This window comes from Enterococcus sp. DIV2385 (genome assembly GCF_051711925.1).
Taxonomy (GTDB): Bacteria; Bacillota; Bacilli; order Lactobacillales; family Enterococcaceae; genus Enterococcus; species Enterococcus faecalis.
In genome coordinates this window covers 2543124-2564547 of record NZ_JBIONV010000001.1, presented here as the reverse complement: position 1 = coordinate 2564547, position 21424 = coordinate 2543124, and the positions used below count along the sequence as shown (strand labels likewise).

17 protein-coding genes, 1 pseudogene and 1 other annotated feature are annotated in these 21424 nt (G+C 39.1%); of the genes and pseudogenes, 15 read left to right on the top strand and 3 right to left on the bottom strand.

Annotation, left to right across the window (positions count from 1 at the left end; all coding sequences use genetic code 11):
* Positions 1–2 precede the first annotated feature (2 nt).
* The 3 genes from ftsY to IGM04_RS12385 all read left to right on the top strand — a co-directional run bounded on the left by ftsY (position 3) and on the right by IGM04_RS12385 (position 2630).
* Entirely contained in the window at positions 3–1331 is a 1329-nt protein-coding gene (gene ftsY, locus IGM04_RS12395) for a signal recognition particle-docking protein FtsY (RefSeq protein ID WP_010823274.1), read from the top strand.
* Between the two features lie 295 nt (positions 1332–1626).
* Positions 1627–2112, top strand: a complete 486-nt coding sequence (locus IGM04_RS12390) for a cupin domain-containing protein (RefSeq protein ID WP_002381091.1) — start codon at positions 1627–1629, stop codon at positions 2110–2112.
* Between the two features lie 119 nt (positions 2113–2231).
* The gene (locus tag IGM04_RS12385; RefSeq protein ID WP_002354951.1) at positions 2232–2630 is read left to right on the top strand and encodes a VOC family protein; all 399 of its coding nucleotides are present in this window, start codon (positions 2232–2234) and stop codon (positions 2628–2630) included.
* Positions 2631–2680: 50 nt separating this feature from the next.
* On the opposite strand, the gene IGM04_RS12380 is transcribed toward IGM04_RS12385, so the two are convergent.
* Together IGM04_RS12380 and IGM04_RS12375 are read right to left on the bottom strand one after the other, a co-directional pair.
* Positions 2681–3577: a YitT family protein gene (locus IGM04_RS12380; RefSeq protein WP_002368434.1), complete on the bottom strand. Its 897-nt coding sequence runs from the start codon at positions 3575–3577 to the stop codon at positions 2681–2683.
* A 189-nt stretch (positions 3578–3766) separates the two neighbouring features.
* Positions 3767–4273 carry a cysteine hydrolase family protein gene (locus IGM04_RS12375; RefSeq protein ID WP_086318148.1) on the bottom strand — a complete coding sequence of 169 codons (507 nt, stop codon included), beginning with the start codon at positions 4271–4273 and terminating at the stop codon, positions 3767–3769.
* Between the two features lie 170 nt (positions 4274–4443).
* On the opposite strand from IGM04_RS12375, the gene gshAB reads away from it, so the two are divergent.
* Positions 4444–6714: a bifunctional glutamate--cysteine ligase/glutathione synthetase gene (gene gshAB, locus IGM04_RS12370; RefSeq protein ID WP_002368430.1), complete on the top strand. Its 2271-nt coding sequence runs from the start codon at positions 4444–4446 to the stop codon at positions 6712–6714.
* A 161-nt stretch (positions 6715–6875) separates the two neighbouring features.
* Positions 6876–6944 (top strand): annotated as a pseudogene (locus IGM04_RS12365) (putative holin-like toxin); the annotation flags it as partial.
* A gap of 534 nt (positions 6945–7478) precedes the next feature.
* Here the strand turns inward: IGM04_RS12365 and IGM04_RS12360 are convergent.
* On the bottom strand, positions 7479–7931 hold the full coding sequence (locus tag IGM04_RS12360; RefSeq protein WP_010817688.1) for a YueI family protein: 453 nt from the start codon (positions 7929–7931) through the stop codon (positions 7479–7481).
* 184 nt (positions 7932–8115) lie between these two features.
* Here IGM04_RS12360 and IGM04_RS12355 point away from each other — a divergent pair, with 184 nt between their 5' ends.
* From IGM04_RS12355 to IGM04_RS12310, 10 genes are all read left to right on the top strand, one after another.
* Positions 8116–9063, top strand: coding sequence for an ABC transporter permease (locus tag IGM04_RS12355; RefSeq protein ID WP_010816821.1), 948 nt, complete (start codon positions 8116–8118; stop codon positions 9061–9063).
* Positions 9060–10025 carry an iron chelate uptake ABC transporter family permease subunit gene (locus IGM04_RS12350; RefSeq protein WP_016622541.1) on the top strand — a complete coding sequence of 322 codons (966 nt, stop codon included), beginning with the start codon at positions 9060–9062 and terminating at the stop codon, positions 10023–10025. Before IGM04_RS12355 ends, IGM04_RS12350 begins: the two co-directional genes overlap by 4 nt.
* On the top strand, positions 10022–10777 hold the full coding sequence (locus IGM04_RS12345; protein WP_086318149.1) for an iron ABC transporter ATP-binding protein: 756 nt from the start codon (positions 10022–10024) through the stop codon (positions 10775–10777). The genes IGM04_RS12350 and IGM04_RS12345 overlap by 4 nt, the downstream gene beginning before the upstream one ends.
* 38 nt (positions 10778–10815) lie before the next feature.
* The gene (locus tag IGM04_RS12340; RefSeq protein ID WP_086318150.1) at positions 10816–11769 is read left to right on the top strand and encodes a siderophore ABC transporter substrate-binding protein; all 954 of its coding nucleotides are present in this window, start codon (positions 10816–10818) and stop codon (positions 11767–11769) included.
* Between the two features lie 147 nt (positions 11770–11916).
* Positions 11917–12161, top strand: a binding site (T-box leader).
* A gap of 49 nt (positions 12162–12210) precedes the next feature.
* Complete coding sequence (locus IGM04_RS12335) at positions 12211–13854, top strand: peptide ABC transporter substrate-binding protein (RefSeq protein ID WP_048955709.1); 1644 nt, start codon at positions 12211–12213, stop codon at positions 13852–13854.
* A 21-nt stretch (positions 13855–13875) separates the two neighbouring features.
* Positions 13876–15096, top strand: coding sequence for a peptidase T (gene pepT, locus IGM04_RS12330; RefSeq protein WP_086318151.1), 1221 nt, complete (start codon positions 13876–13878; stop codon positions 15094–15096).
* Between the two features lie 85 nt (positions 15097–15181).
* Positions 15182–15739 carry a GNAT family N-acetyltransferase gene (locus IGM04_RS12325; RefSeq protein ID WP_086318152.1) on the top strand — a complete coding sequence of 186 codons (558 nt, stop codon included), beginning with the start codon at positions 15182–15184 and terminating at the stop codon, positions 15737–15739.
* A 34-nt stretch (positions 15740–15773) separates the two neighbouring features.
* Positions 15774–16385, top strand: a complete 612-nt coding sequence (locus IGM04_RS12320; RefSeq protein ID WP_086318153.1) for a YktB family protein — start codon at positions 15774–15776, stop codon at positions 16383–16385.
* A 355-nt stretch (positions 16386–16740) separates the two neighbouring features.
* Positions 16741–17103 (top strand): LPXTG cell wall anchor domain-containing protein, encoded by a 363-nt coding sequence (locus IGM04_RS12315; RefSeq protein ID WP_002378953.1) that lies wholly within the window; start codon positions 16741–16743, stop codon positions 17101–17103.
* Positions 17090–21379 carry a WxL domain-containing protein gene (locus IGM04_RS12310; protein ID WP_086318154.1) on the top strand — a complete coding sequence of 1430 codons (4290 nt, stop codon included), beginning with the start codon at positions 17090–17092 and terminating at the stop codon, positions 21377–21379. Before IGM04_RS12315 ends, IGM04_RS12310 begins: the two co-directional genes overlap by 14 nt.
* Positions 21380–21424 lie beyond the last annotated feature (45 nt).

Genomic DNA, 21424 nt, shown 5'->3' with positions numbered 1-21424 from the left:
GAATGGGATTTTTTGATAAAATTAAAAAAGCTTTTTCCGCTGAAAAAAAGGAAGAAGAAAAACAAGAGATAATTGAAGAAACAGTAGACGAAACACCTAGTGATGAATCAGCGCCTGCTGAATCAAAAGAAACCGCAGCAGAAGAGGCGCAAATAACGCCAGAAACGACAGCGGAAGAAGTCACAGAAACAGCCGATTTAACAGATAACGCTGAAATGGAAAAATTAGCTGATGTAGAAGAAGCGTTAGATGAAGAGCCAGAAGAAATCCTGACAGAGGAAACACAAGAAGTTGTTGTGGAAGCGCCTGAAGAAGAAAGTAGTGTCGTGACTCCGTTGGTAGAACCAACAGACACGCAGGTTTCAGAAGAAATTGAAGAGTCGAAAGAAGAGCAAGTCCAAGAAAAATATGAAAAAGGCTTGGAAAAAACACGTAAAACATTTGGTCAACGGTTGAACGAATTGTTTGCTAATTTCCGAAGCGTCGATGAAGATTTCTTTGAAGAATTAGAAGAAACGTTAATTGGTGCAGATGTAGGCTTTGATACATCCTTAAAAATTACAGAAGCCTTACGACAAGAAGTGAAACTGCGAAACGTGAAAAAACCAGCTCAAGTTCAAAATACCATCATTGAAAAAATGGTTGATTTGTATGAAGAAGCAGGAATTAATGAAAATAACGCGATTAACTTACAGCCAAATGGCTTAACCGTGATTTTATTTGTTGGTGTTAATGGAGTTGGTAAAACAACCAGCATTGGTAAATTAGCCCATCAATACAAGTTGGAAGGAAAGAAAGTTTTAATGGCAGCTGCCGATACGTTCCGAGCGGGCGCCATCGATCAATTAGTTGTTTGGGGCGAACGGGCTGGCGTTGAAGTTGTACGTGGGAATGCTGGCGGCGATCCAGCAGCGGTCGTTTTCGATGCAGTGGAACGTGCCAAAGCAGAACAGGCCGATGTTTTGCTAGTGGATACAGCAGGTCGTTTACAAAATAAAGTCAACTTAATGAAAGAATTAGAAAAAATCAAACGAGTCATCCAACGAGAAATTCCAGATGCGCCTCACGAAGTACTCTTAGTCGTGGACGCAACTACTGGGCAAAATGCGATGACACAAGCCAAACAGTTCAAAGAAACAACCGATGTCACTGGCTTAGTTTTAACCAAACTAGACGGAACAGCCAAAGGTGGTATTGTCATTGCTATTCGGAATGAATTACACTTGCCAGTGAAATTAGTTGGTCTAGGTGAAGGCATTAACGATTTAGAACCATTCAATGCCAACGATTTCGCAATGGGCTTATTTAAAGGCTTATTAAAAGATGTTTAGTTGTAGAAAATAACAGGTTTGGGAAGAACGTGGGACAGGAGCCTGGGACAAAAATCACTTTGGATTTTTGTCCCAGGCTCAAAACCTGATAAACGGCGGGAACAGAACCAACTCCTTCGGAAATAAGTCGAAATTCTCCAAAAATTAAAGAGCAATTTTCGGAAATTTCTTCTTATTTCTCGGAGCTAAACGGTTCTGTCCCGACCTCCTGTCCCGCCGTTTATTTTAGGATTGGGACGGATGTTCTAAGTTCTTCCTAAATTGTTTCTGAAAAAATGAAGGAGTGAGGGAGAAGATGACAGAACAAATGTGGATTGAGAAGTTAGGATTAGAAGCGCATCCTGAGGGCGGTTATTTTAAACAAACCAATAAAAGTGAACAATTGATTCCGACCAAACGAGGCGAACGGGCGTTGCATACAGCGATTTTGTTTCTATTAAATACAGAAAGTCCGTCACATTTTCATCGTTTAAAAGCGGATGAATTATGGTTTTTTCACGATGGTCAGCCGTTAACCGTTCACTGTATTTTTCCTGATGGAACGTATCAAGCTGTTCAGTTAGGGAAAGACTTAGTTCAAGGACAACAGCTTTCGTTCTCAGTTCCTGCCGGCACAATCTTTGGCTCTACAGTAGCGACAGGATTTGCGTTAGTCAGTTGTGTAGTTACACCAGGCTTTGAGTTTGAAGATTTCGAGTTATTTACTCAAGCGGAGTTGTTAAACGATTATCCACAACATAGTGAAATCATTCAGCACTTGGCTTATCGAGAATTACCTTAAGAAAACGTTTTAGTAACATTTCTTTTATGAATATGCTAGTATAAATCAAACAAGCTTGTTGATTTTGTCGCAACGCACAGTTAGCTGTCGTAGATGATTAAAAGAAAGGGATGAATCACATGGGCACAATGGTTTTTGTTAACTTCCCAGTAGCGGATGTCCAACGTTCTACAGCATTTTATGAAAAACTTGGATTCAAAAAGAACGAAGAATTTTCAACAGAGGAAGCTAGTTCGATGATGTGGGATGATCAATTTTGGATTATGTTGTTGAACCATGACTTTTATGGAAAATTTATCCAAGAAAAGCAAATTATTGATGCGCAAACAACCAGTGGAGCATTAATTTCCTTTAGTTTAGAGAGTGCCGAAGCCGTAAAACAGTTTGGCGAAACCGCCAAAGCTAACGGAGGCAACTGCTACCGAGTTGATATGGGAATACCAGAAGAGCAAATGTATGGCTTAGAGGTGCAAGATTTGGATGGCAATAGCTTAGAACCTGTCTGGATGAAGATGTAAAAAGAGCCGCAAAATCTCTACAGATTTTGCGGCTCTTTTCCTACAAAAAACTATTGTAAATTATTGGCATTAGTTGCTTCAACACCATAAGAATCAGCTACTTTTTTCAAGCTAAATCCTTTTCCGTAGACTTCACTCGCACTCATTGAAATCAAAAAAGCTTCTTCATCAATATCAAGAATGGCTTCTTTTAAGCGGGGAAAATCTTTTTCACGAATGACAGTCATTAAGAGCATGCCTTTCGCGCTTCGATAACCGCCTTCGATTGGCACCAAGGTCACACCTTTATCTAGTTCACGTAATAAGCGTTCTTGAATAGCGACATATTTTGGTGAAATAATCATCACATTCTTCGAGCGAACCAGACCAACTTGAATCATGTCAACGACACGACCAATTGTAAATAAACAAATTAAAGAGAATAACACAATATCTGCATTAAAAGCATACATTGCTGATAAAATGACTAAACCATCGACGAATAAAATAGCAATACCTAAGGAAACTTTGAAGTATTTATTGACAATTTGTGAAATGATTGCTGTCCCACCAGTTGAGGCATTGCCACGGAAAACCAAGCCTAGGCCAGCACCTGTAATAATACCGCCAAATAATGCTGCTAGAAAAATATTATGTGTTAAAACAGGCATCCCCGAAGTAATTCCTACAAAAAATGGATAAATAAGACTGCCATAAATGGTTTTGACACCGACCTCTTTCCCAAGAAGTAAGAAACAAAGCACTAAAAGAGGAATATTGATGGCGTAAAGAACAATGGCGGGACTAATCCCGAAAACATAATTAATAACAATACTAATGCCATTGGCTCCGCCTGCGACAAGTTTATTTGGCAATAAGACCGCATTGATTGAAATGGCCAAAATGAATGCACCGACGGTTACATAGGCGGTGTCTTTTAAACGTTGGGCTGTAAAAAATTTGTTCATAAAATACCTCCAATTATTTATTAGTTTAGTGAATGATGACATAAAAAAAGACAGAACATGAGAGACAAGCCTAATCGACTTATGTCCCACACTCTAAATCTTCAACTAATCAACTGAACACTTTTTCCTTATACTAACATGAAATACGACAAGAAAACATAGTGAACAAACAATTTTTTGGAAAAGCCCTCAATTTATTGAAGGCAAAAAAGTCAAAAAGCGGCCAGCCCAAATAGCTTCATGATGTTGGATAATTTGTGCCGCGGTTAAATGTCCATTATTCAAGGTGGAAGTGGTTTTCGGTGTCATCAAACACGTATAGCCTAAACCATGAGCCATCCGAATTGTAGTGTCCACACAAAACTCGGTTTGGACACCAGCAATTTCTAACGTTTGAATGTCGTGTTCCGTCAGTAAATCATTTAAATTTGTTTGGTAAAAGGCATTCGCATGTGTTTTGCGGATGAAAAAATCTGTGGGTTGTGTATCCAGCTTTTCAAAAAGTTGCCAAGAGTCTGAGCCAAAAGGTAGTTCAGTTTCTTCATGTTGAACAAAAATAATGGGCGCATGGTGTTGGCGGTAGACAGCAATACGCTGATTGACCTTTTCCAACACTGCTGGTAGACGGTACAATTGCTGCGACGGACTTTCGATGCCTTTTTGAAAGTCAATTAAAAGTAATGCACGATTTTTCATGAGCAATCACCACTTTCTATAAACTAGTTGTTTTCAGTATAACGGAAAAAGGCGCTCTCAAAAAGTGTCTCGAAAATTCTCAAGCGAACGTTCAAAAAAACAGCATATTTACTCGTTTTCCTATATAATAGTAAGAGAAACAGATAGTTTGTAGAAAGAAAGGCGACAAGATGAATTATAGAGAATTAATGCAAAAGAAAAATGTTCGTCCTTACGTATTGATGGCTCGTTTTGGTTTAGAAAAAGAAAACCAACGTAGTACACGAGAAGGGCTTTTAGCGACAACTGATCATCCCACGGTTTTTGGTAACCGTTCTTATCATCCATATATTCAAACAGATTTTAGTGAAACACAATTAGAACTAATCACGCCTGTAGCAAATAGCGGCACAGAAATGCTTCGTTTTTTAGATGCCATTCACGATGTGGCTCGTCGTTCGATTCCAGAAGATGAAATGCTGTGGCCATTAAGTATGCCGCCACAATTACCAACAAAAGATGAAGAGATTAAAATTGCTAAATTAGATCAATATGATGCAGTGTTATATCGTCGTTATTTGGCAAAAGAGTATGGCAAACGAAAACAAATGGTCAGCGGAATTCATTTTAATTTTGAATATGACCAAGCCCTGATTCAGCAATTATATGATGAACAATCCGAAGTGACAGATTGCAAACAATTTAAAACGAAAGTGTACATGAAAGTTGCCCGTAACTTTTTACGTTATCGTTGGTTAATTACGTATCTTTTTGGGGCTTCACCAGTTAGTGAAGACGGCTACTTTAGGGTCTACGACGACCAACCGCAAGAACCCATTCGCAGTATTCGGAATAGTACGTATGGCTACAGAAATCATGACAATGTGAAAGTATCGTATGCCTCATTGGAACGCTATTTAGAAGATATTCATCGCATGGTGGAAAATGGTTTACTTTCTGAAGAAAAAGAATTTTATGCGCCTGTGCGCTTACGTGGCGGGAAACAAATGTCTGATCTGCCTAAAACAGGTATTCGCTATATCGAGTTGCGTAATTTAGACTTAAATCCTTTTTCACGTTTAGGCATTGTGGAAGATACCGTGGATTTCTTACATTATTTCATGTTGTATTTATTGTGGACAGATGAAAAAGAAGAAGCGGATGAATGGGTAAAAACTGGCGATATTTTTAATGAACAAGTGGCTCTTGGTCATCCTCATGAAACGATTAAGTTAATTGCAGAAGGCGATCGGATTTTTTCAGAAATGATTGATATGTTAGATGCTCTAGGCATTCGCAAAGGCAAAGAAGTTGTCGGTAAGTATTATCAACAACTGCGGAATCCACAAGACACCGTTTCTGGCAAAATGTGGACAATTATTCAAGAAAACTCCAACAGTGAACTGGGAAATATTTTTGGAAACCAATATCAAAGTATGGCCTTTGAACGCCCTTATCAATTAGCTGGTTTCCGTGAGATGGAATTATCCACACAAATTTTCTTATTTGATGCGATTCAAAAAGGTTTGGAAATCGAAATTTTAGATGAACAAGAGCAATTTTTGAAACTGCAACATGGCGAGCACATTGAATACGTCAAAAATGCCAACATGACTAGCAAAGATAACTACGTGGTACCATTGATTATGGAAAACAAAACCGTGACAAAGAAAATTTTGTCTGCAGCAGGTTTCCATGTGCCTGGCGGTGAAGAATTTTCATCTTTTATTGAGGCACAAGAAGCACATTTACGCTACGCCAATAAAGCGTTTGTCGTGAAACCAAAATCAACGAATTACGGTTTAGGAATTACCATTTTTAAAGAAGGCGCTTCGTTGGAAGACTTTACGGAAGCGTTACGGATTGCTTTTAAAGAGGACACAGCGGTTTTAATTGAAGAATTTTTACCTGGAACAGAATATCGGTTCTTTGTGTTAGATAATGATGTAAAAGCCATCATGTTGCGCGTGCCAGCCAATGTTACCGGAGATGGCAAACACACTGTAGAAGAATTGGTGGCCGCTAAAAATAGTGATCCATTGCGGGGGACCAATCACCGTGCACCACTAGAGTTAATCCAGTTAAATGATTTAGAAAAACTAATGTTGAAAGAACAAGGTTTAACTATCTATTCTGTGCCAGAAAAAGAGCAAATCGTGTACTTGCGAGAAAATTCTAATGTTAGCACGGGCGGGGATTCGATTGATATGACCGATGTCATTGATGATAGTTATAAACAAATCGCCATTGAGGCCGTAGCTGCTTTAGGAGCCAAAATTTGCGGTATTGATTTAATCATTCCTGACAAAGACGTAAAAGGCACACGTGATAGCTTAACGTACGGGATTATCGAAGCGAACTTTAATCCAGCCATGCACATGCATGTGTATCCTTACGCTGGAAAAGGACGCCGTTTAACAATGGACGTTTTAAAACTTTTATACCCAGAAGTGGTTCAATAAAAAAGAATACCGCCAAAAAATTCATAATAGATTTTTTGGCGGTATTCTTTATAAAAACGTTTTCTTGGTGAACCCAATAGGTTATACTAAAACTATTACCAATGAAAGTTGTATGACGGTGGCTCTGAGTTAGAGAGGCAGGTGATGCCTATGTGTATCCGATGCACTTTAACGAAAGGAGCATTTTTTTGTCAATCGAAGCGGCATTGGAATTGATGATTAGTTTTGCTCTGAGGCTAAGGCGAAAGCGTATAGCTCCGAGAACCAAGTAGGTACTGTTTAACATCTATTTGCTTTGCAAATAGTGTTTCTCAGCAATAAGAAGGAATTTCCGAAAATAGTTCTTCAATTTTTGGAGACCAAGTAGGTATTATTCATCATCGAATCACTACGTTCTTCGTGATTCTCAACAATTTCGGCTTATTTCCGAAGGACCTTCAACTCTTAGAGCTTTAGCTCTTAGAAGTTGTTGCTTTTGTTCAGCTGATTAGCGTTTGTTGCGTTACTGATTTTCGGTATCCTTGAAGCAACGAAAAACAATAAAAAATAACCGTTCATAAGCTTGACAGACCGAACGGTTAAATAGTAACAAAAATTTAACTCAGTAAGCCACCAGTTCTTATAACTGGCGCTGGTATAAAGGAGAGGTATGTACCCGCATACCTCTCTTTTTCATCTTTATAATAGCACAATTCTATTATAAATGGAAGCGCTCATAACTTATGTTTAAACAATCCAATGACTCATAACTTTTCTTGAGCTTTTTATGAGTGAAATAGTTTTTGCCAGAAGCCTTTTTTAGCTTTTGGCTCTTCTTTTGGCGTTTCGGTTGCTTGAGGATATTTTTCTGTAACGTCAATCACAGGTTCATCGACTGCATGATTTTCAGCTAGCAGTAAGCCGAGAGAGTCAGGGTTGTTCTCCACAAAATTGTTAACAATCTTAAAGGTTGCGCCATGCTGATTTAATAATTTAATATAGGTACTTTGCAGGTCAGAAGAGATTTCGCCGTTTAAAAGTACTGTAACTTCAGGATGCTTCGCTAATTCTTCTAATAAATGTTGTTGGTTCTGTGCATCTTTCATTTCAGCGACGGTCATGGAGAGACGGCAGCGTTCACGAAATGTGCCCATGTATTTGTGTTGTTCTTCAGGATTGACGAGGGGCGTACCATACATTCCTTTATCCAGACGTTGTTGTAAGTCATCATTCGCCATTCAGTAACACTCCTTTCCTAACGTTTCCCTCCATTATAGCATATCTTAGATAAGTCGTTGGTCAGTCGGCTTGAGAAGAAGTTTTTAAGAAAGGAAAAAAAGTGGTTGCATTTGTGATGGTTTTCTCATACACTGTAATTAAGAATGAGAATCATTCTCAATTAAATAAAAATGGAGTTTTCTCATGAAAAAGATTGGTTTGTTTGTTCTACTATTACTTTTCAGCTTATTGTCATTAGTGATAGGGGTGAAGGACATTGCACTTTCTCAGTTGTTTCAATTAGATGCGCAGCAACAATTTGTTTTATTTACCACCCGTGTTCCCCGCACGTTGAGTTTAATCATTGCTGGTAGTACGATGAGTATTTCTGGATTGATTATGCAGCAACTCACACAAAATAAATTTGTCGCTCCTAGTGTCGCTGGAACAACCGATAGTGCAAGGTTGGGTATTTTAGTTGCAATGTTATTTTTCCCAACAGCTCCGTTTCTCTATCGAACGGCAATTGCTTTTATTTTTGCGCTAAGCGGGACCTTATTATTCTTAGCGCTCATTCGATTATTACCAAGTAAGAATCAAGTAATGGTCCCTTTGGTGGGCGTGATGTTTGGTAACATTCTAGGCTCAATTGCCACATTTTTTGCCTATCAATACCAATTGGTTCAAAATATGTCTGCTTGGTTACAAGGAAATTTTTCCACAGTTATGAAAGGGAATTATGAATGGTTATTTTTAATGATTCCTTTGTGGTTTGTTATTTATTTATTTGCTTATCATTTCACTGTCGTTGGTATGGGTGAAGCATTTGCAAATAGTCTTGGCGTCCATTACCAGCGAATTCAGTTTTTAGGTTTGACGCTGGTTGCTTTAGCAAGTGCCATCGTTTTATTGATGGTGGGGAATATTCCGTTTTTAGGGGTTGTGATTCCCAATCTCGTGTCTTTACGTTATGGCGATCATATGAAAAATACCTTGTGGTTAACTGGGAGTTGTGGGAGTTTGTTCTTGTTAATCTGTGATATTTTAGCACGAGTATTGATTGCCCCTTATGAAATTCCTGTCAGCGTGGTTGTCGGAACATTAGGGAGCATTTTGTTCATTTTATTATTACTAAGGGGGCGCAAACGATGAAACGGCCTTTAAAAAAATGGCTTTCATTACTTTTGCTTTTAGCTGCCGTAGTAATTGTGAGTCTTTGTTATTTAACTTATAACACGTATGGCAATTGGTCCTTTGCTTTGGCGTTACGAGGGAAAAAGTTATTGGCTTTTATTTTTGTCGGAATCGCTGCGGCTTTTTCAACTATTAGTTTTCAAACAGTCACGCAAAATCATTTCCTAACGCCAAACATTTTAGGGATGGATTCCTTGTATGTCTTTGTGCAGACGGTGTTATTTTTTCTTTTAGGAGGCGCACAAGCGTTAGGTCAAGTAAGTCTTGGCTCGTTTTTGATGAACGTCTTTTTAATGGTGTTTTTAAGTACTAGTTTATCGTATTTTCTATTACGCAAAAATCAATCCGATTTATTTTTATTATTGATGATTGGCATGATTTTAGGTACTTTTTTCAGTAGTATTAGTACATTTTTACAAGTGATTATGGATCCTAACGAATACGACTTACTCCAAGGAAAGTTGTTTGCCAGTTTTGGTAACGTCAATAGTCAGTATCTCGTTTTCGTTGGTGTGGCGGTGCTCATGATTTGTGGGATACTTTGGCGGGAAAGTTACCGTTTAGACGTTTTACATTTAGGGAACCATCAAGCACAGAATTTGGGGATTGCTGTGAGTCAGTTTCAATTAGTGTTGTTGTGTTTAATCAGTAGTCTGGTCGGCTTATCAACAGCATTAGTGGGTCCGATTACATTTTTAGGTTTTATCGTGGCCAATATGAGTTATCAATTCATGAAAACCTATCGCCATCGAGAACTGTTTGTGGCAGGGAGTTTAATAGCAGTCTTTTTACTGGTGTTCGGTCAATTGATGGTTGAACAGGTCTTTCATTTGAATACCCCGCTAAGCGTGGTGATTCAATTTGTTGGGGGCGTTTATTTTATATGGAAAATTATTGCAGAAAGGAAGCAACGCACATGATCCAGATGAGTGATGTATCAAAAAAATATGGCGATAAATTTGTCGTTTCAGACATTGATTTACCTATTTCTGAAGGCAAATTAACGGCCTTTATTGGGCCGAATGGCGCTGGGAAAAGCACGCTGCTAGCCATGATGAGTCGCTTAATTCCCAAAGATACCGGGGAAATTTATCTGGACAAGCAAGAAGTAAAAACCTGGAAGCAATCGGCTCTTTCGCAAAAAATTGCCCTTTTAAAACAAGCCAACGGTGTACAACTTAAATTAACTGTGCGCGAACTGGTCAATTTTGGTCGTTTTCCTTATTCCAAAGGTCGCTTAAAAAGCACTGACCATGAAAAAGTAACAGAAGCACTGGAACAATTGGGTTTAACTGAAATGGCGGAAGAATACATTGATACCCTTTCTGGGGGGCAATTACAACGGGCATATATTGCCATGATTTTAGCTCAAGATACCGATTATATTTTATTGGATGAGCCCTTAAATAACCTCGACATGAATTATGCGGTTCAAATGATGCAGATTCTTAAACGCTTAGTGGATGAACTAGGAAAAACGATTCTGATTGTTCTACATGATATTAATTTTGCCGCAAGCTATGCAGATGAAATTGTCGCCATGAAAGGCGGAAAGCTCTATGCGCATGGCGCAACCGAAGAAGTTATTCAAACAAGTATTTTAAATGATCTTTATGAAATGAATATCCGGATTTGTGAAATTGAAGGAAAACGCTTTTGTCTTTATCACTAAATCGGGCAATTTAAAAATAACGTTTTTGGAGGAAAAGAATGAAAAAGAAATTTTTAGCAATGATGGCAGTTTCAATGATGGGGCTGTTGATGTTAAGTGCTTGTCAAACAAATAAAAAAACAGCAGATTCTGCAACAACAGAAACAACAGCTAAAACGGAAGTCACAGTCAAAGATACCAATGGTCAATTAACCGTTCCCAAAAATCCTAAGAAAGTCGTTGTTTTTGACAACGGTTCCTTAGATACAATGGACGCACTAGGTGTCGGTGACCGCGTGGTAGGTGCGCCAACCAAAAATATCCCTGCGTATTTGGAAAAATACCAAAAAGTTGAATCAGCTGGCGGCATTAAAGAACCAGATTTAGAAAAAATCAATCAACTAAAACCAGACTTAATTATTATCTCCGGTCGTCAACAAGACTATCAAGAACAATTAAAAGCCATTGCGCCAACCATTTACTTAGCTGTAGATGCCAAAAATCCTTGGGCATCAACGAAACAAAATATCGAAACGTTAGGCACTATTTTTGATAAAGAAGAGGTAGCCAAAGAAAAAATAACCGAATTAGAAAAAGAAATTGCTGATGTGAAAAAACAAGCAGAAGCTAGCGCGAATAATGCGCTTGTTGTGTTAGTTAACGAAGGACAACTTTCTGCTTACGGAAAAGGCTCTCGTTTCGGTTTAATTCATGATACATTTGGCTTCAAAGCAGCAGACGATAAAATTGAAGCTTCCACTCATGGGCAAAGTGTTTCTTACGAATATGTTTTAGAAAAAAATCCTGGGATTCTCTTTGTGGTAGATCGCACCAAAGCAATTGGTGGTGACGATTCAAAAGATAACGTCGCTGCAAACGAATTGATTCAAAAAACCGATGCTGGTAAAAATGATAAAATCATTATGCTTCAACCAGATGTTTGGTATCTAAGCGGTGGTGGATTAGAATCAATGCATTTGATGATAGAAGATGTTAAAAAAGGATTAGAGTAAAATTATTTTAGAAAAGAGGAATTGAAACCTCTTTTCTTTTTTTGATGAAAAACAAAAAAGTTTTAAATTAAAAATGTGGTTGACGGCCTCGAAAATGTTTGCTAAACTATCCGTAAATCAGTATGATTGATGAAACAAATAAAAGAACAAAATGTGATGAGAAGGAAAGTACTTTTTAAAATAGCTTGCAGAGAGCCTCGTTTGGTGAGAAGAGGTAGTGACGTTAAAGGGGAAAATGGCCTTTGAACAGGTTGGTTGAAGCCGTTGCTTAAACCAATTCAGGTGCGCCTGTTATAGCGCTACAGTATGATTGTACTGGAAACGAGCGGATCTTTTTTAGCGAAGAGATCAACAAAGGTGGTACCGCGATTGCATAAGCATTCGTCCTTTTTAGGACGAATGCTTTTTTTATTTGTTTAAAAAATATGAGGGGGCAACAACATGAAATTGGGGAAAAAAGTAGTAGGTTTGATTGCAACAGGGTTTCTTTTAGCCGCATGTGGCGGAACCAAAGAAGCGGCAGAGAAAGTAGATTCGGGAAATTTAGCAGCTGAACAAAAAATCAGTATTAGTTCACCTGCACCAATCTCAACATTGGATACAACACAAACAACAGATAAAAATACCTTTACAATGGCACAACATTTATTTGAAGGCCTTTATCGGTTTGATGATGACAGTGCCACGGTGCCAGCTCTAGCTAAAGATGTCAAGATTAGTGACGATGGGCGCAAGTACCACTTTACCTTGCGGGAAGGGATTAAGTGGAGCAACGGCGAGCCAATCACGGCCCAAGATTTTGTTTATTCTTGGAAAAAACTGGTGACACCAGCGACGATTGGACCGAATGCCTATTTACTAGACAGTGTTAAAAATAGTTTTGAAATACGCAACGGTGAAAAGTCAGTCGATGAATTAGGGATTTCAGCCCCTAATGACAAAGAATTCATTGTTGAATTAAAACAGGCCCAACCTTCCTTCTTAGCAGTCGTTTCGATTGCTTGGTTAGCGCCACAAAATCAAAAATTTGTCGAAGCGCAAGGCAAAGATTACGCCTTGGATAGTGAACATTTACTTTATAGCGGGCCATTTACGCTAGCCAATTGGGATGCGACTTCAGATACTTGGACATTGAAAAAAAATCCAGAATACTATGATGCGGATCAAGTGAAACTGGAAGAAGTTGCGGTTAGCACAATCAAAGAAGATAATACTGGGATTAACTTATATCAAGCGAATGAACTAGACTTAGTTCGCATTAACGGACAATATGTTCAACAATATCAAGATGATCCAGGCTATGTCAGTCATCCAGATGTGGCCAACTACTTCTTAGATTTCAACAAAAAAGAAGGAACGCCATTAGCGAATGTTCATTTACGAAAAGCGATTGGCCAAGCAATTGATAAAGAAGCCTTAACACAAAGTGTCTTAAACGATGGGTCAAAACCCCTTAACGGATTGATTCCAAGTAAACTTTATGCGAATCCAGAAACGGATGAAGATTTCCGAGCTTACAGTGGCGAATATTTGAAAAATGACGTCAAAAAAGCTCAAGCTGAATGGACGAAAGCCCAAGCGGATGTCGGTAAAAAAGTGAAACTTTCCTTGCTGGCGGCAGATACAGATCAAGGAAAACGAATTGCTGAATATGTTCAAAGTCAGTTGCAAGAAAATCTGCCAGGTTTAGAAATTACCATTTCATCGCAACCAAGTAATAATGTGAACCAATCGCGACGTGAAAAAAATTATGAGTTGTCTCTTTCAGGATGGATTGCCGGCAGTAGTGAATTAGACTCTTACTTTAACTTATATGCAGGAGAATCAAGTTACAATTACGGCAATTATCATAATGCCAAATACGACCAATTGGTAGAAGAGGCGCGAACAATTAATGCCAATAATCCAGAGAAACAGTTTGCAGAATACAAAGAAGCGGAAGACATCTTGCTGAACCAAGATGCTGCCCAAGTACCGCTGTATCAAAGTGCCTCAAATTATCTAATCAATCCTAAATTGAAAGGCATTAGTTATCACTTGTATGGGGATTATTTCCACTTGCGCAATGCCTATTTAACAGAATGATTCAGGAAGAAGGAGTAAAAAATGGAAAAATTAGTCGAACGATTTTTAACTTACGTGAAAGTTAACACCCGTTCAGATGCCAACAGTCAAACCACACCGACGACGGTCGGTCAAGTGGTTTTAGCCAAAATGATTGAAACAGAACTTCATGAATTAGGTTTGGCCGATGTGCATTATAACGAACAAAACGGCTTTTTAACGGCACGGTTGCCTGGTAACCAACCTGCAGCGAAGAGTATCGGCTTGATTGCACATCTGGATACGGCGGATTTTTCAGCAGAAAACATCCGTCCCCAAGTCATCACTAATTATGATGGTCAAGATGTCCTTTTGAATCAAGAACAAGGCATCGTTTTATCAGTTGCTGAATTTCCCAATTTAAAAGAATATCAAGGGGAAACGTTGATTACTACAGACGGAACCACACTTTTAGGAGCAGATGACAAAGCGGGAATTGTCGAGATTTTAGCTGCTGTTGAGTATTTTTTGGCACATCCAGAAGTAGCGCGGGGCGATGTTTGGCTCGCCTTCGGTCCAGATGAAGAAATTGGACGCGGGGCCGATCAATTTGATGCGCCGAACTTCCCAGTCGCTTTTGCGTATACAATCGACAGTGGCCGCGTGGGGCATTTCGAGTATGAAACGTTTAACGCTGCTCAAGCTGTGATAACAATTGAGGGAACCAGTGTCCATCCGGGAACGGCCTATGGTTCGTTAGTAAATGCCATTAAATTAGGCGAACAACTTGATCAATCACTGCCGCAAAAGGAAGTACCAGAACAAACACGTGGAAATGAAGGATTTTATTTACTCAATAAATTTACAGGAAGTATTGAAAAAGCAGAACTTGTCTATATCATTCGGGATCATGATCAAGAAAACTTTCAAGCGAGAAAGCAATTTTTGGAAAAACACGTCCAACGTTTAAATGCACTGGCGGATAAACCCAGACTAACAATTACCTTCCAAGACCAATACTATAATATGAAGGAAATCATCGAAAAAGATTGGACGCCTGTAGAATTGGCCGTCCAAGCAATGGAAAGTTGTGACATTGAACCAATCATCACACCATTTCGTGGCGGGACAGATGGTTCTAAGATTTCTTTCATGGGCATTCCCACGCCTAATCTATTTACAGGAGGCGAAAATTTTCACGGGCAATATGAATTTATTACCGTTGAATCAATGGCCAAAGCTGTTCAAACGATCATTGCCATCATTCGCTTAAACGCCAATTAAAGAAACACGCGAGGGAAATGCCGATTTTCCTTGCGTGTTTCGCTGTTTTTCGGTAAAGTATGTAGAAAAGTAGGGAGTTTTGCTCATGAATTATCCATTGATTTTTGCAGAAAACCAACGAATCAAAACCGAACGCTTGATTTTAAGACCTGTCACATTAGCCGATGCAGAAGATATGTACGAATATGCTTCAGATGAGGAAACGGTCCGCTATGTGTTTTTGAAAAACCAAACAATCGCTGAAACACGACAAAACATTGCTAAATATTTTATGGGGGAACCTTTAGGGAAATATGGGATTGAAGTGAAAGAAACAGGTAAAATGATTGGCACGATTGATTTGCGGGTCAATGAAACCAATAATATTGGAGAATTAGGCTATGTCTTGAACCGTGCCTTTTGGGGCAAAGGCTACATGCCTGAAGCCGCGACGGCGTTAGTTGAACTGGGTTTTGCAAAAATGAAACTCATGAGAATCTTTGCTTTACATGATCAAGACAATCCAGCTTCTGGTCGTGTCATGGAGAAAATTGGTTTTACCTACGAAGGAACACTGCCCAATGCCCGAATTAGTAAAGGGAAAATTGTCACAGATGTTTATCGTGGGATGACACTGGAAACATGGCAAAATCGACAAAAATAGAAGCGGAAGACAAGTTGAGAGAGGAATTAGAGAAATGTTGATGTTTACAGAAAAAGAATTCGCAGCCTTTGAAGTTGCTGGATTAGATGAACGAATGGCGGTTATCCGTGCGCAAATTCAACCGATTTTTCAAGAATTAGACACGTATTTTGCCGAACAACTAGCGCTTGAACTAGGAACGGAGTTGTTTGTCCATATTGCGCAACATCGCCGTCGCACCGTGTATCCACCAGAAAATACTTGGTCCGCACTCAGTCCGAATAAGCGCGGCTATAAAATGCAGCCGCATTTTCAATTAGGCATTTGGGGCGACTATGTGTTTATGTGGTTGTCATTTATTGATAATCCTAAAAATGAAAAGCAGATTGCGCAAGCCTTTTTAGAGAATCAGCAATTATTCCAAGCATTACCAGAAGATACGTATGTTTCCTTGGATCACACGGTTCCTCAAATTACTCCGCTGCCAGAAACGGATTTAGAAAAAGCCTTAACTCGTTTTAGAGATGTAAAAAAAGGTGAGTTTGAAATTGGGCGCATCATTCCCAAAGATAGTGCTTTGTGGCAAAACCCTGAAAAAGCACGCGCTTATATGTTGGCAACCTATCAACAACTCCTGCCATTGTATCAATTAGCTGTTGCCCAATAAGAGAAACAGACAGCATTTTGTGTTTTAGTGTTATTTTATCGAATTATCTAATCTTCAAAAATGAGAAAAGCTCACAATGTTAGTTTTAATTACTAACATTGTGAGCTTTTCTTTAGTTTAGGTGATGGAAATTTAAGAAATTAAAGATGATTTTTTTGAAAAAGGGGATAGTCTTTACTGTTTTCCCTTGTTTCCTTTAAATAACGTAGCTTAAAAGACACGATATGTAAGGAACTTGTTGAAATAAGGGTTATCAACTGGAAAAAACTGTTGTTTTGAAGAGTCTTTTTTTTGCTATTATAGAGCTATGAAAATAGGTTGTGAGAGATATTTAAATGCAAAAGGAGGTTTTTAAATGAAAAAAAAGCGTTATTTAATGATTGCGTGTCTACTATTTTCCCCTAGTTTTTTTATAAATGTTGAAGCGTCTGATGGTGGTTCTAGTTCGGTGGGGATTGAATTTTACCAAAATCCGAGAACACCCGCTCCTAAAGATCCCCCACCGAAAACAGATGCGCCAGCTGCCGATCCCAAGGAACCAGCTGGTCCTCCGCAAGGAGATCAACGAAGTGGTGGTTCGACACAGACCACCACAACTGGCTCGCAGCTCCCTCGTACAGGGAGCAAGAGTCAGGCAAATTTGAACATTCTCGGCTTCGCCTTAATCGGTTTGGCGGGAATCGTACATAGAAAGAGGGGACGACATGAAGCGAAATAAATGGCAACGTCTTGCAGCTATTGGCTTATGTAGTTCTTTGCTAGTGAATGCCTTTTCGGGCGTGACGGCAGTTGCGGAAACTGTGACGATTGAAAGTAGTCCGACCGCCGAAAGTAGTACCAAGGAAGAGACGCCAGCCAGTAGCGTGAAAGAAGAAACAACGAAAGCCAGTACGGAAAATAGCCAAGTAACGACTGACACAAGTCAGGAAGAAGTAGAGCAGACAGAAAAAACAGAAATCATTCAAGAAGAAAATATACTTGAACCATCCAGTGTTCAAGCGAAAATTATGCCTAGGGCATTTGTCTGGGCAGCTACAGGGACAACGAATAAAACTACGGTTCGTCTTAATGATGTAGTTGATTATCGGTTGAAATTTGAAAATATTACAACAGATGACACAAATTCAGATATTGTTGGTCCGATTCGAATTGAATCAAAATTGGCAGCAGGAATGACTAGACCCACTTCAGTTATTATTAAAGTTGGCCCCGAGGAACAAAATGTAGTTCTAGGGGAAGGCTCTCATAATGCCAATAGTGGTGGCGAATATTTTGTTTGGACAGAGTCCACTAGGACGGTCACTGCATTTATTAATCGTCTACACGGGAGAACTTCTGGAAATACTGGGTATATCAAAACGTTGTATTTTCAGACAAGAATTACTTCTGGTATACACAATGAAAAAAAATATATCGATTCCACGATTCGATTTAATGGTTTTGGTGCAGTCAATAGACGAAATGAAATGACATATGTGGATAAATTTGCTGGTAACTTAGGTTTAAAAGGGAGTTTAAAATTTTACGATGAGGATGGACAGTCTAGTAAGGAACAAATGAGCCTTTCCATGAATCCAGTACTATTTAAATCAACCAACTCTAAAGTTGAAGGAACACTGTTAAGATATCCTTTAACTATGACAAACGCTGGCAATGGACTTTATAGTTTTAATACAGGACTAAAAACTGTAGGCACTAGTAATGGGGGTTCGTGGCTTTTCTTTAGTAACGACATTGCGATTAATTTTGCTACAGCTACCACCAATAGAATTGATAAAATTGTGTTAACGCCGCCTAAAACAACATTTCCAGATAGCCGAACAGGTGTGATGACTTCCAGAGCATATACATCAACAACTTATACGAGAAGCAACTATGATATTTCAGCATATAACTTTACTAAAGCGACTGGTAAGACGTGGCGCATAACTAATCTTAATCCTCATAGCGGAGTAAGTACTAATATTATGTTTAGTGACAATCTTGTGGGAACAACAGGACAATTTAATGCAGGAAATAATAGTGCAACGATTACCTACTATATTTATTACAAAAAACTTTATGAGAATTTTGTTAATAGTAGTGGACAAAAAATCGCACCACCCCTGGGATTCACTCAGGGTAAGAAAACAGTTATAAATAGTGAAGCGTACACTTTCAAACAAGCAGGCACCTTACCAGACACCTACACAACAGGTGGTAAAACCTACAAGTTCAAAGGTTGGTACAAAGGTAAAACAAAGCCAAGTACCTTGACAACTACCAAAGCACCAAGCTATGCGGTGACGTATGATGGGAATGATGACTTGAATGTGGTGTATGAGGAAGTAGTCACCAAAACCTATACATTACCTAGCAAAGAAATTACTTTTGGCTATGTAGACGAAAAAGGTAATTTAATCAATCCTGCTAATTTCACATTGAAAGCAACGATGTCTGAAACAACGAAAAGTGGTACAACAACACCTTTTTCAACGATTACAGGAACCAATGTAACGACAACGAATCTTAAAAAATTAACGATTCCACAAAAAGTCTATACCTTACCAGAGTCTGTGGAAGGTACCACATATGGTACACGAAGTGTTACACATGAAATTCCGAAATACTATCGCACCATTTCAATCTCACCAACGGCAACTTATACAGGGGATAAAACGAAATATCCACTTGCGAATGAGGTCAGAAAAGATATTGTAAATCCAAGTACGGTTGTTAGTTCAAGTCCTGGTACAAATGCATATGAATTAGGTAAAACCAGTAATACATCATATAACACCAAACAATATTATTGGAACTGGGATACGACTGAGACACTTTATGCAATGGGTGTTTACTCTGGTAACGTAGGAGCGACTTACAATTTAGCAACCCCAGATAAAACTGTTTATTATTATTTAGAAAACCGCCGTGTTACCGAAAACTTCGTAGCCACAAGCGGTGCCAAAATCACACCGCCCACAGGTTTCACCCAAGGAAAACAAACGGTGATCACAAGTGATGATTATACGTTCAAACAAGCTGGCACCTTACCTGACACCTACAAAGTCGGCACAAAAACTTACAAGTTCAAAGGCTGGTACAAAGGCAAAACCAAACCAAGTGCCTTGACAACTACGAAAGCGCCAAGCTATGCAGTAACGTATGATGATAATGATGACTTGAATGTGGTGTATGAGGAACTAATTCCCAAAGATACGTGGGTTTACCCAGGTTTCCATGCAGAATTTGTCGATGAAAAAGGACAAGCTTTCAATGAACCGTTAACGTTTTCTGGAAACTACACACAGACACTAAGAAAAGCGGTAGACCAGACATATGTGACAACGGGCGCCATGAATCCACTGGTAAGTATTAAAAATACGAATGAAGCCAATGTCTATACTATTACGACCCAATCAAGAGTTAATATTCCAGCAAACTTTGATGAAGTTCCTAGCGATATTTATGATATTCGTAGTTATGCAATCAACGACTGGAATATTACAACGGAACTAAAATATGTGGACAAAATTGAAACAATGAATACCACATTACCTGTTTCTGTGTATCCAGTGGGCTTTGTCGGGACTGACCCAGTGTTTAACAATAGTGCTCCTAGTCAATTAAATGAGTTAGATAAATCCTTTAAAAAAGGAGTAGATAATAAATTTTCAATAAAATCAACATTTGGTGTTGGTAGCTCAATAAACACTATTCCAAGATTATTATTTATAGCTCGTGCGACAGGAAATCCAGAGAATAAGATCGTTTTGGCTGGTTTTGATGGGACACAAGACTTCAAACAAACCATGAATTACAAAGTCACACGGAAACAAGTCACCGAAAACTTCGTAGATGTCAACGGTGCCAAAATTACCGCACCAACAGGCTTCACCCAAGGTAACCAAGTACCAATGAACAGTAACACCTTCAAGTACACAGCGGCACAAGCTTTACCAGCGACGTATACTGCAGGTGGCAAGACTTATACGTTCCAAGGGTGGTATAAAGGGAAAACCAAGCCAAGTACGTTGAACAAAACCACAACACCAACGTTCAATGCGACTTTTGATGGCAATGATGATATGACCGCCATGTATAAGGAAGAAATACCGATGGCTAGTGTCACATTAACTCGACCAAAAGAAGTGATCGATACAAATACCAATGTAATTTGGACAACAACGATCACGAATACTAGCAAAGCACCCTTGCAAAATCTCACCTTGAAAAAAGGGCCCAATTGGTCAGCTGGTCTGACGATCCCAACCTTCATGGAAGTGACACCAGAAGGAGAAACGACAAAATCAATCCCAGTAAATAGTACACTTTGGACAAATGGGGTTTCTTTACCAAATGCCGTTCCTATCGGCAAAAAAGTTTCAGTTGCTTTCACAACTCGCGCAACAGGGAAACCAAACACTGTTTTGAAAGCAGAAGTTGTAGTATTTGGTGGTATTAAAGATAGTGCAGTGGATAACTTCGTGAGAATTCGTCCAAATGATCAAGAAGTAGTTACACCAACGACCGAAGGCTTCATCAGTGTGCCAACCTTCGACTTCGGCCAAGTGGGCGTTGCAGGAAGTAAGCAACAACACAACTTGAAACAAGCCGCGGATTACTACGGTAACGGCACACGGAATCCGTATGTCCGAATTAAGAAAACTCAACCAAATTGGAGCTTAACAGCGCAACTGTCACAACCAAAATCAGCGACAGACAGCTTGCCTACAGCGACCCGCTTATTATTAGGGGCGGCACCTGTCTCTAGCTTCACCAATTACAATCAACCAACCGAGTTGAAAAATGCGGTCGGTACCACGAGTGCCATTAGCTTAACAGCCAACAACACGGCAATGAGTATTATTGCCAACAAGCAATTCACAGGTAGTAATGTTTACCAGTTGGACTTCACCTTCAATAATGTCAAACTTGAAGTGCCAGCCAATCAAGGTATTAAAGGGCAACAATACAAGGCCGCGGTTACGTGGAATCTTGTGACTGGACCTTAACAAGAATACGTGAATAAAAGCTAAACCGCCCTCAAAAAGTCTAAC

Bases quoted from the DNA above. Each gene is read 5' to 3' on its own strand.
- IGM04_RS12315 (WP_002378953.1), top strand. From the start codon at position 16,741: ATGAAAAAAAAGCGTTATTTAATGATTGCGTGTCTACTATTTTCCCCT.
- gshAB (WP_002368430.1), top strand. From the start codon at position 4,444: ATGAATTATAGAGAATTAATGCAAAAGAAAAATGTTCGTCCTTACGTA.
- IGM04_RS12325 (WP_086318152.1), top strand. From the start codon at position 15,182: ATGAATTATCCATTGATTTTTGCAGAAAACCAACGAATCAAAACCGAA.
- IGM04_RS12375 (WP_086318148.1), bottom strand. From the start codon at position 4,273: ATGAAAAATCGTGCATTACTTTTAATTGACTTTCAAAAAGGCATCGAA.
- IGM04_RS12390 (WP_002381091.1), top strand. From the start codon at position 1,627: ATGACAGAACAAATGTGGATTGAGAAGTTAGGATTAGAAGCGCATCCT.
- IGM04_RS12385 (WP_002354951.1), top strand. From the start codon at position 2,232: ATGGGCACAATGGTTTTTGTTAACTTCCCAGTAGCGGATGTCCAACGT.
- IGM04_RS12310 (WP_086318154.1), top strand. From the start codon at position 17,090: ATGAAGCGAAATAAATGGCAACGTCTTGCAGCTATTGGCTTATGTAGT.
- IGM04_RS12335 (WP_048955709.1), top strand. From the start codon at position 12,211: ATGAAATTGGGGAAAAAAGTAGTAGGTTTGATTGCAACAGGGTTTCTT.
- ftsY (WP_010823274.1), top strand. From the start codon at position 3: ATGGGATTTTTTGATAAAATTAAAAAAGCTTTTTCCGCTGAAAAAAAG.
- IGM04_RS12355 (WP_010816821.1), top strand. From the start codon at position 8,116: ATGAAAAAGATTGGTTTGTTTGTTCTACTATTACTTTTCAGCTTATTG.
- pepT (WP_086318151.1), top strand. From the start codon at position 13,876: ATGGAAAAATTAGTCGAACGATTTTTAACTTACGTGAAAGTTAACACC.
- IGM04_RS12320 (WP_086318153.1), top strand. From the start codon at position 15,774: ATGTTGATGTTTACAGAAAAAGAATTCGCAGCCTTTGAAGTTGCTGGA.
- IGM04_RS12380 (WP_002368434.1), bottom strand. From the start codon at position 3,577: ATGAACAAATTTTTTACAGCCCAACGTTTAAAAGACACCGCCTATGTA.
- IGM04_RS12360 (WP_010817688.1), bottom strand. From the start codon at position 7,931: ATGGCGAATGATGACTTACAACAACGTCTGGATAAAGGAATGTATGGT.
- IGM04_RS12350 (WP_016622541.1), top strand. From the start codon at position 9,060: ATGAAACGGCCTTTAAAAAAATGGCTTTCATTACTTTTGCTTTTAGCT.
- IGM04_RS12340 (WP_086318150.1), top strand. From the start codon at position 10,816: ATGAAAAAGAAATTTTTAGCAATGATGGCAGTTTCAATGATGGGGCTG.
- IGM04_RS12345 (WP_086318149.1), top strand. From the start codon at position 10,022: ATGATCCAGATGAGTGATGTATCAAAAAAATATGGCGATAAATTTGTC.